General features: G+C 31.3%; 12 protein-coding genes and 1 pseudogene. 5 read left to right on the top strand and 8 right to left on the bottom strand.

The genetic code is table 11. The features are described from left to right. The 5 genes from nqrE to MED152_RS11525 are packed head-to-tail and all read right to left on the bottom strand — an operon-like array spanning position 1 to position 4,783. Positions 1-735, bottom strand: a complete 735-nt coding sequence (gene nqrE, locus MED152_RS11545) for an NADH:ubiquinone reductase (Na(+)-transporting) subunit E (protein ID WP_015482069.1) — start codon at positions 733-735, stop codon at positions 1-3. A gap of 58 nt (positions 736-793) precedes the next feature. Beyond that, positions 794-1,441: an NADH:ubiquinone reductase (Na(+)-transporting) subunit D gene (locus tag MED152_RS11540; protein ID WP_015482068.1), complete on the bottom strand. Its 648-nt coding sequence runs from the start codon at positions 1,439-1,441 to the stop codon at positions 794-796. Positions 1,442-1,444: 3 nt separating this feature from the next. Next, positions 1,445-2,233 (bottom strand): Na(+)-translocating NADH-quinone reductase subunit C, encoded by a 789-nt coding sequence (locus MED152_RS11535; protein ID WP_015482067.1) that lies wholly within the window; start codon positions 2,231-2,233, stop codon positions 1,445-1,447. Positions 2,234-2,235: 2 nt separating this feature from the next. Continuing rightward, positions 2,236-3,435: an NADH:ubiquinone reductase (Na(+)-transporting) subunit B gene (locus tag MED152_RS11530; RefSeq protein ID WP_015482066.1), complete on the bottom strand. Its 1,200-nt coding sequence runs from the start codon at positions 3,433-3,435 to the stop codon at positions 2,236-2,238. Positions 3,436-3,439: 4 nt separating this feature from the next. After that, positions 3,440-4,783, bottom strand: coding sequence for a Na(+)-translocating NADH-quinone reductase subunit A (locus MED152_RS11525; protein WP_015482065.1), 1,344 nt, complete (start codon positions 4,781-4,783; stop codon positions 3,440-3,442). A gap of 182 nt (positions 4,784-4,965) precedes the next feature. Here MED152_RS11525 and MED152_RS11520 point away from each other — a divergent pair, with 182 nt between their 5' ends. From MED152_RS11520 to MED152_RS11505, 5 genes and pseudogenes are all read left to right on the top strand, one after another. Next, positions 4,966-6,183, top strand: a complete 1,218-nt coding sequence (locus tag MED152_RS11520; RefSeq protein ID WP_015482064.1) for a DUF5103 domain-containing protein — start codon at positions 4,966-4,968, stop codon at positions 6,181-6,183. 49 nt (positions 6,184-6,232) lie between these two features. Next, a complete protein-coding gene (gene apaG, locus MED152_RS11515) occupies positions 6,233-6,619 on the top strand; it encodes a Co2+/Mg2+ efflux protein ApaG (protein WP_015482063.1) in 387 nt (128 codons plus the stop codon). Beyond that, positions 6,607-6,864 (top strand): annotated as a pseudogene (locus tag MED152_RS13890) (DUF3667 domain-containing protein); the annotation flags it as partial. The gene apaG and the pseudogene MED152_RS13890, both read left to right, overlap by 13 nt. Positions 6,865-6,927: 63 nt before the next feature. Further along, positions 6,928-7,788 (top strand): hypothetical protein, encoded by an 861-nt coding sequence (locus tag MED152_RS11510; RefSeq protein ID WP_015482062.1) that lies wholly within the window; start codon positions 6,928-6,930, stop codon positions 7,786-7,788. Positions 7,789-7,888: 100 nt separating this feature from the next. Continuing rightward, the gene (locus tag MED152_RS11505) at positions 7,889-8,629 is read left to right on the top strand and encodes a hypothetical protein (RefSeq protein WP_015482061.1); all 741 of its coding nucleotides are present in this window, start codon (positions 7,889-7,891) and stop codon (positions 8,627-8,629) included. Positions 8,630-8,631: 2 nt separating this feature from the next. On the opposite strand, the gene MED152_RS11500 is transcribed toward MED152_RS11505, so the two are convergent. The 3 genes from MED152_RS11500 to MED152_RS11490 all read right to left on the bottom strand — a co-directional run bounded on the left by MED152_RS11500 (position 8,632) and on the right by MED152_RS11490 (position 12,173). Beyond that, entirely contained in the window at positions 8,632-10,596 is a 1,965-nt protein-coding gene (locus MED152_RS11500; protein WP_015482060.1) for a YgiQ family radical SAM protein, read from the bottom strand. 172 nt (positions 10,597-10,768) lie between these two features. Further along, positions 10,769-11,590 (bottom strand): dihydropteroate synthase, encoded by an 822-nt coding sequence (folP, locus tag MED152_RS11495; RefSeq protein WP_015482059.1) that lies wholly within the window; start codon positions 11,588-11,590, stop codon positions 10,769-10,771. 1 nt (position 11,591) lies between these two features. Next, positions 11,592-12,173, bottom strand: a complete 582-nt coding sequence (locus MED152_RS11490; protein ID WP_015482058.1) for a TIGR00730 family Rossman fold protein — start codon at positions 12,171-12,173, stop codon at positions 11,592-11,594. Positions 12,174-12,244: the final 71 nt, after the last annotated feature.

Raw genomic sequence — 12,244 nt, 5'->3', positions numbered from 1 at the left:
CTAATTGTTATTTAAGTTTGTGTTTTCTGCTACTATTTTAGCATCTTCTTCTTTCTTTAGTTCTTTTTGAACTTCAATCTTAGCTTCCTCATTCTTTGGCTCATCTTTCTTTTCATCACCTCCTGTTAACATACCACCAAAGCTCATAAAACCAATTGCCATTAAACCAGTAATTATAAAAGTAATTCCTAATCCTCTTAAAGCTGGAGGAACACTAGAATATCTAATTTTTTCACGAATTGCAGCAATAGCCAAAATTGCTAAAAACCAGCCAATTCCTGAACCCACACCATAAGTTAAAGCCAAACCTAAAGTAGGTATTTCTCTAGATTGCATGAATAAACTACCTCCTAAAATTGCACAGTTTACAGCAATTAATGGTAAGAATATACCTAAAGAATTGTATAAAGATGGTGAGAATTTCTCAACAATAATTTCTACCAATTGTACCATGGTTGCAATAGTTGCAATAAACATGATGAATGATAAGAAACTTAAATCGTATTGTGCATATTCTTCACCCAACCAAGAAAGTGCTCCTTCTTGTAAAATATATTGATCTAATAACCAGTTTAAAGGCACAGTTACTGCTAATACAAATATAACAGCAGCCCCTAAACCAACAGCAGTAGATACTTTTTTAGATACAGCCAGGTAAGAACACATCCCTAAGAATGTTGCAAAAACCATGTTATCTATAAAAATCGATTTGAAAAATAATTCTATATGTTCCATATTTTTTTCAATTATCAATTATCAAAAATCAATTACTATTGATTAATGATTATTGTATTTAATGTTCTTCTATTAATGATTTGTTCTTAGTTCTCTGAACCCAAATAATGATACCAACTACAATTAAAGCCATTGGTGATAATAACATAAATCCGTTATTCTCATAGCCAATTGCGTATAAACCTGTCTTTTCTATTGGATCTCCTAAAACTTTATAACCTAATAAAGTTCCTGAACCTAATAACTCTCTAAAGAAACCTACAGCAATAAGAATTACAGCATAACCTACTGCATTTCCAATACCATCTAAGAAAGATCTCCATGGACCATTACCTAAGGCAAAAGCCTCAAAACGCCCCATAATAATACAGTTGGTAATAATTAAACCAACAAATACGGATAGTGTTTTACTTAATTCGTATGCAAAAGCTTTTAGCACTAAATCAACAATAATTACTAAAGTTGCAACTACAATTAACTGAACTATGATTCTAATTTTAGAAGGGATAATGTTTCTCATTAATGAGATTACAACATTACCTAAACCTAATACAAATAATACTGATACAGACATTACAATAGAAGCCTTAAGCTCAGCTGTAATTGCTAATGCAGAACAAATACCTAATACTTGAATAGTAATTGGGTTATTGTCTAAAAAAGGATCTTTAATTAAGGCTGCGTCTTTCTTTGATATAAGTGCCATAAATTATTGTTTTAATGATTTAAAATAAGGTACGTATAATGATAAATCTGATTTTATCATTGCAGTAACACCATCTCCAGTAATTGTTGCACCAGCAATAGCATCTACCTCATAATCTGTTTTATCGTCATTTTTTGGATCGTTGTTACCTTTGGCAACAGTAATTCCTTTAAAAACACCTGCTTCTGTAAGTAAGTGCTCTCCATAGAAATCATCCATAAAATAGCGTTGTTTAATGTTTGCTCCTAATCCTGGAGTTTCTCCTTTGTGATCAAAATATGCGCCTTGAACAACCATATTCTCATCCATAGAAACATAACCCCAAATAGCATCCCATAATCCCTTACCATAAATTGGAGCTACATAATATTTCTTACCATCTTTTTCACCAACAAATAAAGGCAATTTTCTAGCCTTACCAACTTTAGCATTGGCTTGTTGCTTTTTTACATCGATTAAATATGGCTCTTGACCAGCATTTTCATCCATGTATTCTTGCCTAGTTTGTGTTTTAACGATTTTACCGTCTTTACTTTCTAAAACAAGTTGCTCTGTGATGTATTTAGAAAACTCTTCTCCTGCAACAGCTGTAGAAACAAAAGTTGCACTAGATTCGTCATTCTCATTAACATCCATTGCATAAAGGATGTTTTGTTGTTTTTCTATTCTTTGATTTTCTTTAATGTTTGGCTTTAAAGATGATGCCATAAAAGCCAATAAAGAACCAACAATTAACACCATTACAACAGCGAAAATCATTGTATAACCATTACCATCTGTTCTCTTACTCATAATTAGGCAGTTTTAACTTTAGCACGTTTTAATCTCTTTTTTACATTTCCTTGCACTACATAATGATCTATAGTTGGTGCAAACACATTCATTAATAGAATGGCTAAGAAAACACCTTCTGGATATGCAGGGTTAAATACACGTATCATTATTGAAATGAAACCTATTAAGAAACCATAAATCCATTTTCCTTTATTAGTTTGAGAACCAGTTACAGGATCTGTAGCCATATAAACAGCTCCAAATGCTAAACCACCAATCATTAAGTGTTCCCACCAATTAGTGCTCATTAAACCATAAAATTTACTTGATTCAGTAATAATATCTGCATTTACAATTCCGTTAAAAATTAAGCCCATTACAGCTGCACCAACAAATGTTGATAAGATAATTCTCCAACTTCCTATTTTAGTAAAAATCAAGAAAGCTGCTCCTAATAATATTAAGAAAGTAGAAGTTTCACCTACTGAACCAGGAATAAAACCAAAGAATTTATCCCAATTAGAATAAATTACCTCTTGATTTTGTGCATAACTACCCAAAATAGTTTCTCCTGAAATTGCATCTGCAGTTCCTGTTCTTTCAACAGCATCGTAAACCCATACTTTATCTCCAGACATCCAAGTTGGATATGCAAAGAATAAAAATGCTCTAATAGTTAATGCCGGGTTTAAGATATTCATACCTGTACCTCCAAAAACTTCTTTACCAATTACAACACCAAAAACAACTGCTACTGCTAACATCCAAAGTGGCGTATCTACAGGTACAATTAATGGCACTAACATACCAGTTACTAAATAGCCTTCTTCTACTTCATGTCCTTTAATGACTGCAAAAATAAATTCTACAATTAAACCAACTCCATAAGAAACAATTACTAATGGTAATACCTTAATAATACCGATCCAAAAATTGTCCCAAGTAAAAAAGTTAGCTAACACATTGTCTCTTAAAGAACCGTCTATAGCTGCATAATGCTGATAACCTGCATTAAACATTCCAAATAGCAAACAAGGAATTAAAGCCATAATTACAATATTCATTGTACGCTTTAAATCATCTGCTGCTTTAATATGAGTTCCTCCATGAGTAACCTCATTTGGTAAATATAAAAACGTATGGATTGCATTAAATGCAGGTGCCATTTTTGTGCCCTTATATTTCTCTTTTAAATTATGTAAGTTTTGTTTTAAGCTCATAACTCTATCCTAATTCTTGTCTCATTAAATCTAAACCTTCACGAATTATTTTTTGGTGTGGCTGTTTAGACACACAAATAAATTCTGTTAAAGCAAAATCTTCTGGGGCTACTTCGTAACCACCTAAAGCTTCCATTTCATCTAAATCTTTTATCATAAATGCTTTTAACAATTGCATTGGATAAATATCTAGTGGAAATACATTTTCATAAGAACCAGTAACTACAAATGCTCTATGTTCACCATTTGTATTGGTATCTAAATCGTATTTTTTGTTTGGAGTTAACCAAGAGAATGTTAATGCTCTTGATGCAGAAATTTTATCAAAAACTGGCTTATTCCAACCAAAAAACTCATAATCATCACCTTCTGGTATTGCTGTAATTTGATTGTCAGAATACCCTAAGAAACCATCAATTTCTACTTGCTTTCCAGAAAGCACGTTTCCACTAATAATTCTGGTATTATCGTTGTTCAAATTATTGGCAGTTACATCGGAAATAGACGCCCCAGCAATTGCTGTAATATATTGAGGCTTCTCAAATTGAGAACCTGTTAAAGCGATTGTTCTTTGTAAGTTTAATTTACCAGTTAAAAGCAATTCACCAATAACCACTAAATCTTGTGGAGTTACAACCCATACAACTTCACCCTTATTAATTGGGTCTATCATTGCAATCTGCGTACCAACATTTCCTGAAGGATGAGGGCCAGATACCTTATGAATTTCTACACCAGATAAATTTGCAAACATAGAATTAGCACCAACAGATAGGTGCACTTTACCCTCTGTTAATTTAGAAACAGCAGTAATTGCAGCCTGTAATTCAGCTTCTTTACCTGCTAAAGTATATTCTAAATCTGCAGCCAAAGGCGCACTTGCGTAAGCAGAAATAAAGATTGCTTTTGGAGCCTGATTAGGATTCGCAACAACATCATATGGACGTTGCTTAATAAATGGCCAACATCCAGAAGTAAACAAATGATTCTTTACTTCTTCTGCAGACATTTTTGCGGCATCTTTAACACCAAAATCTGTATGTACTTGAGTTGCATCTGCTGCTATTTTAACAGCCATAACTCTTCTTCTTGCTCCACGAATTACCTCAGTAACTTTACCAGAAACAGGACTTGGAAATAAAATGCGTTCGTCACTCTTAGAATAAAAAAGTGTATCTCCTGCTTTTACCTCAGCTCCTTCTTTGGCAACAAGTTTTGGTGTAATTCCATGAAAATCTTCTGGTTTTATTGCATAAACACTACTTAAAGAACTATTTGTAGTTGTTTTTTCTGCAATACCAACAAGCTTAATATCTAAGCCTTTTTTAATACGAATGTCTTTTGACATAGTAATTGTGGAATTTTATTTAACTAAAAAAATCATGCAAATTTACGGCTTTTAAGCATTATTTTAAACATAAAAAACGGCTTAAATTTGTTATTTATATTTATTCTAAATAATTTAAATTGATATTCATTTTTGGCTTGAATTTTGTAATATCCTTAGAAATCTTTTGATATTTTTGTAAAATGAAGAAATTTATATTCATTATTATCACGCTATTATCTAGCATTCAGGGCTACAATCAAGAAATAAAATCTATTCAATTAAGGGCTTTGGGTGATGATGTTTACACTTCAATTGTACCATTAGGAACTACCTTAGAACTTTCTTTTGATGATTTAGAGGCTGATGGAAAAGATTATCAATATAGAATTGAACACATGACACACGATTGGCAAAAAAGCAGATTGCTTTCGAGTCAGTTTATAGATGGATTTGACGAAAATACCATAATTAATGTCACCAATTCTTTTAATACTTTACAAAGTTATTCGCATTATGAAGTAAGAATTCCCAATGCAAATACAGTAATTACAAAAAGTGGTAATTACCTTTTATCCGTTTTAGACGATGATGATGACGTTGTTTTTACGCGTAAATTCGTGTTATACGAAAGTGCAGCAACAATAGGTATTCAAGTGTCTAGAAGTAGAAATGCCAAAACATTAAATAAACAACAAACTCTCGAATTTAGTGTTAATTATCCTAATTTAAGAATCAACAATCCACAGCAGGAAATTAATGTAGCTATTTTAAAAAATGAAAATTGGAATGAAAAAATTACTGATTTACAACCTACATTTTTTAAACCTAATCAATTAAAATATACTTACTCTAACCAAACTAACTTTTGGGGTGGTAATGAGTACTTAAATTTTGACAGCAAGTTCTTAAGAAACAAAAGCATCAATATTGTTAGAATTGAAAAAGGTGATGTATTTCAGCATTACGTATATCCTTTTACTTATGATCCTTATTTAACCTATAGATATAACCCAGATATTAATGGGCAATTCGTTTTTAGAACTTTAGACGGAAATGATGCCAGAACTGAAGCAGATTATGCAAGAATGCATTTTACCATAAATGCAGACGAGCCTTTTGCAGACAAACAGGTGCACGTATATGGTGCCTTCAATAATTTTGAAATTGAAGATGAAACTCAACTAGAATATGATTTTAACAATAGCATGTATTCTGGAAGTGTACTGCTGAAACAAGGCTTTTATAATTATACATTTGCTACAGTTGATGAATCTGGAAACGTAAACACCAACGAAATTAATGGCACCTTTTTTCAGACCGAAAATGAATACACAGTCATTGTTTATTTTAAACCTTTTGGCAGTTTATATGATAGAGTTATAGGTGTTGGAAATGCTACTTTTAATCAAAATAGATAATTAAAGTTAGTATTTGTATTTTTTAATCAAAAAAACTACATTTACCTTAATGATTGAGCAAGTAACAAAAGGCATTCGAATTTCTGTAAAAACGAAATTTAATGGTACAAGCTATAGAAACAATAGATTGTATTACGTTTTTGCCTACTTTATTACTATAGAAAATCATTCTTTAGAAACAGTGCAACTTACAGACCGATTTTGGAAAATTTACGACAGTTTAAATAAAACCGAAATTGTAGAAGGTGAAGGTGTTGTTGGTCAAAGCCCTGTATTACAACCAAATGATCATTACTCTTACAGTTCTGGCTGCTTTTTAGAATCTAATATTGGTGCCATGAACGGATATTACAAAATGATAAACACCAATACTTTAGAAGAATTTAAAGTTTACATACCTACGTTTCAACTTGCAACAACCATATTATCAAACTAACTAAAGGTAAAAATAAAGTAGCCAAAATTAAAGATCCTGCATGCTTAAATTGTGGGCATCCTTTTAGCGGATCAGAAAATTTTTGCCCTGAATGTGGCCAAGCCAATAATGGCTACAGAATTACCTTTTTAAGTTTTATTCATGAAGTTTTTAATGGTTTATTCAATTTTGAAGCTAAATTTTGGAACACTCTAATACCTCTACTTACAAAACCAGGTAAAGTTTCAAGAGACTATATTAGTGGTAAAAGACAACGTTACACAAATCCTTTTCGTTTCTATTTAACGGTTTCCATCATCTTCTTTTTATTGATTGGTTTATACAAAACAGTACAAAAGTATGAAGCGCTTGCTACCAATGTTACCGAAAAAATAATCGACATCAAACAAAAAGATTCAACTGAGGTAAAGTCTAAAAAACTCACGGAAAAAGAAATTGACTCTTTAAAAAAAGAGGTTGATACCGAAATGAAAAACTTCATTATTCCTGTGCCTGAGAAAACAAGAAAAATAATTTTAGATGAAGTAGACAAACAAGCAAAAGATTCTACTTTCATGAAAGATTTAGAAGCCATTAAAATAGAGAGCCAAAAAGACTCAACTGATGACAGCATTAATCTAGATTTTGATTCTAAACTTAATGCCTTTATGGATTATGTAAAGGAAAATCCGAATCCTGATATTAATAATGCGCTAGATTCTTTGGGTTATGAAAAAAACTTTACGAATAGATTTCTATTCACAAGAGCCAAAAGTTTACATTCTTTCTCTAAAAATGAAGAAACAAGAGAACAGTATTTTAATCAATTATTGTCTTATGGATCTATTGCCTTATTTATATTTCTACCATTTTTCACACTCTTCTTAAAATTCTATTTTATTAGAAGAAAATACACGTATGTAGATCATCTTATTTTTGTATTTCATGTGCAAACAGTATTCTTTATGCTGTTCTCCATATACTTTATATTTCTAATTTTTCATGTAACTCCAGCAGTTTGGGTTTTTCTAATCCTCTTTTTAATTTATCTATACTTGGCTATGAAAAAATTTTATCAGCAAGGTTATTTTAAAACATTCTTAAAATTTATATTATTAAATATTAGTTTTGGCTTTATAGCCTCATTTGGAATGGGAATTTTATTCTTAATATCTTTCGCCATCTTTTAGGTAAAAAATTAAGAGAATCTATTAGAGACTTGGTTCTCAAAATTTAAAAATTTAACTTCGCTAACTCTTGTAATAGATTTCTTTTAACTCAGTTTTATTAATGATACAACAATACATCACCACATTAAGACAATTAATTATTGATATTCTTGGCAATGCAGACAGCAGTCACTACCAAGTTTCTAAAGAAATTTCTGATAAATGGGTGGCAAAAAGAGCCCATTCAAAAAAGCAGAATGATGGCTTTCTATTTGAAAAAAGAATAATCTTTTACAGTGAGCTGGAAGACTTAAAAGAAATTATAGATAAAAATTGGGATCACTTTCTACCTGTTCTGTTTGATAAAAAAAGGTTTGAAGTTTTCTTTAATGAAGTTCTTCAGTTCCAGAAAACACAGAATAATGGTCAGGATTTAATTCAGAGTCAAGAACATTTACTTTCTGGAATTGTTCAAGATCTAAAAAATGCCATTACCATTTTTAACAATAAGAAAAATAAGATAGACGATTATTTTATTTCTATTTCTAAAATTTCTGATAATCTTGGCAATACTTGGACTATCAATCCTGAAGAAAATCAACAAAAACCAATTTTAAAAATTGGCGATGAATATGAGCTTTTAGTAGAAGCTAACGACCCAAAAGACCGAAAAATTGAATATCAGTTATATCATTTTGCTGGTAAACTAAGAATTAATCAAGATTCAAATCGTTTTCAAATTAAAATAGACCAAACTCTAGTTGGCCAAAGTAATATGTTAGTTATTAAAGCTTTTACTGCTGATACTGATTATAAAAATGAATGTATTTTAAAAGTTCACATTACAGTTTTACCAGAGTAAATTTATCTTCGTCTTTTTTTAGAAGAACTACGAGTTACTTTCTTTTTTCTTCTATTAAAAGGGACAGCATCATCAAAAGTGTTTTTAGCAGGCTTTGCCTTTTTATTCTTTTGCCACGATTTATTTTCTGGCAACAAAACATTTAACAAATCTTGTCTTCCTACTTTATTTAAGGTATTTCTAATCCAATCTTTATTTTCCTTTTTATACCAAAAGAAAAATTTATGCTGATCTTCTTTCTCCTTTTTAGTCTTAGGAGTTCTAGTTGGTTTTAATGTATAAGGATGATACCCTGAATAATAAATTACTGTAGCAACCGTCATTGGAGTTGGCGTAAAACCTTGAACTTGTTCTAGCTGAAAGCCCATATTTTTAGTTTCAGCAGCCAAGTTAGCCATATCTTCCACTTCACTTGCAGGATGACTAGAAATAAAATACGGAATTAATTGTAAGTTCAATTTCTTCCTAATATTAATTCTATCAAAACGTTCTTTAAACTTATGAAAATACGTAAAAGATGGTTTACGCATTAATTTTAAAACAGGATCTGAAGTGTGTTCTGGCGCTACTTTTAAACGACCAGAAACATGCTTGGTCATTACCTCTTCTGTATAAGCATCCAATTCTTTAGGATCTGCATTTTTATTAAATTCAGGAACCAACATATCATGTCTAATTCCACTACCTATAAAAGATTTTTTAATCTTCGGATGTTTATCTACTGCTTGATATAAATCTGTTAACGGTTTATGAGAGGTATCTAAATTAGAACAAATTACAGGCGAAATACAACTTGGAGCAACACACTTATCACAGATAGATTGTACTTTACCTTTCATTTGATACATGTTTGCAGAAGGCCCACCAATATCAGACAAATAACCTTTAAAGTCTGGCATATTTGCAACCTTATCTACTTCTCTCAAAACAGATTCTTGGCTCCTACTTGCAATAAATTTTCCTTGATGTGCAGAAATTGTACAAAAGCTACATCCACCAAAACATCCTCTATGTATATTAATAGAAAATTTAATCATTTCAAACGCAGGTATAGGTCCACGTTTATCATATTTTGGATGTGGTAATCTTGTGTAAGGCAAATCAAAAGAACCATCAATCTCCTTTTCTGTCATTGTTGGAAAGGGCGGATTAATAACTAAGGTTTTACCTTTAACATCCTGTAAAATCCTTCTCGCTTTTAATTTATTAGACTCTTGCTCTATCACTTTAAAATTAGAGGCGAACGTCTTTTTGTCTTTCAAACAGGCTTCATGAGAATTGATAGTTACATCCTCCCAATCATTTATAACAGGTAATTTCTCTTCTTTCTGATCAATTAAAACTGCAGTTTGTTTAATGTTTTTTAAACTAGAAAAAGGCACTCCTTTTTGCAATAAAGTTACAATTTCACGCAAAGGCTGTTCACCCATTCCGTAAACAAGCATATCTGCCCTTGAGGTTTCTAAAATAGTAGGTAACAATTTATCAGACCAATAATCATAATGAGTTACTCTTCTTAAAGAAGCTTCTATACCACCAATTAAAACTGGTACATCAGGAAATTTATCTTTTAATATTCTAGAATACACAGATGTTGCATAGTCTGGTCTAAAACCTTTATCACCATTTGGTGTGTATGCATCTTTATCTCTTCTTTTTTTGCTAGCTGTGTAGTTAGAAACCATAGGATCCATACAACCACCAGTACAACCAAAAAATAGTCTTGGCTTACCCAGTTTTTCAAAATCTTGTAAATTATCATTTACATTTGGCTGAGGCACAATAGCAACTCGTAAACCATAGCTTTCTAAAATTCGACCAATTACTGCTGGCCCAAAAGAAGGATGATCTACATAAGCATCTCCACTAAATAAAATAACATCTAATTGATCCCATCCACGGATTTTAACTTCCCTGTTTGTAGTTGGTAACCAATCTGTTAATTGATGTTTTTTTGTTTCTTGCATAGTTTGCAAAAATACATAGAAAATTTGTGAAGTAAAATTAATTTACCCAGGTCTTTTTGCTATTTTTCTGAAGCCATTTCCTGCTTTCACTACTCGCTTTTTTCATGCTTCAAAAGAGCTCAAACAAATCGTTCAATCAGGGCTAGACTATAAATGAAGAATTTGAATTAATTTATTTTATTTGCTGTACAATTTTTACAGCCTCTAAAGCTTCTTTTACATCATGCACTCGTAGAATATTTGCACCATTTAACAAAGCAATAGTGTTTGCAGAAGTGGTTGCATTTAAGGCTTCTTTAGCAGAAACATCTAAAGTTTTGTACAACATCGATTTTCTAGAAACACCTGCCAAAATAGGTGCATCTAAACTTTTGAAAAGTGATAAGTTTTTTAAAATCTCAAAGTTATGTTCTAACGTTTTACCAAAACCAAAACCAACATCAATGATTACATCATTTAACTTTAATTGATGTAATTTAAAAATCTGTGCTGCAAAAAAGGAAATTATCTCTTTTGTTACATCTTCATAAACAGGATTTTTCTGCATATTTTGTGGTGTACCTAACATATGCATTAAAACGTATGGAACTTGCAAATCTGCAACAGTTGCAAACATTTGGTCATCCATATTACCACCTGAAATATCATTAATTAGTGCTGCACCAGAACCTATTGTGGCTCTAGCAACAGCGCTTCTAAATGTATCTATAGAAAGAATAATGTCTGGAAAGTTTTTTACCAACAAATCAACTACTGGTAAAATTCTTTTTAATTCTTCTTCTTCAGAAATATGTGCTGCTCCTGGTCTAGAAGAATAGGCACCAACATCTATAAATGTTGCACCTTCTTCTAACATTTTATCAACTTGTCTTAAAATGGCGTTTTCGTCTTTGTACTTTCCTCCATCATAAAAAGAATCTGGAGTTATGTTTAAAATCCCCATAACTTTTGGAGAAGCTAAATCTATCAAATTGCCTTTGCAGTTAATCGTCATTCTATTTTACCACTTTTTGAATTACATGCCCTAACTCTGGAGCAACATATTGCTGCATTTTTATCATTAAATCATCTACAGTATTTGCAACAATTAAGAGCTTTCTATTTTCTGGTCTCACATAACCTTCTTCAACCATTTTATCAATTTGCATTAAAATGGCATCAAAAAATCCGTTAATATTCAGCAAACCTACAGGCTTTTGTTCTATATGCAATTGGTTTAAGGTAAGTGCTTCAAAAAGCTCATCTAAAGTACCAAAACCACCAGGAAGTGTAATGTAACCATCTACCAATTTACTCATGATTACTTTACGCTCACTCATGTTTTTACAAACAATCATTTCTTCTACACCTGCATGAATCACTTCAACCTTTTCTAAAAGTTTAGGTATTACTCCAATAACTTCACCTTCATTTTCTAAAATGGTATCTGCTAAAACACCCATCATTCCTATTTTACCTCCACCATAAACTAACCCAATATTATGAGTTGCAAAATAGTGCCCCAAAGATTTTGCGGCTTTTTTGTAAACAGGATTAAAACCTATACTAGAACCACAAAACACAACTACTCTTTTCATAAAATCATTGTTAATTTCATTGTAAAAATAAATGAATTGGATATAAGATTTACTACATTTGATAAATTCTT

It is taken from the genome of Polaribacter sp. MED152 (genome assembly GCF_000152945.2).
GTDB lineage: Bacteria > Bacteroidota > Bacteroidia > Flavobacteriales > Flavobacteriaceae > Polaribacter.
This window is presented reverse-complemented; position numbering and strand designations above follow the sequence as displayed.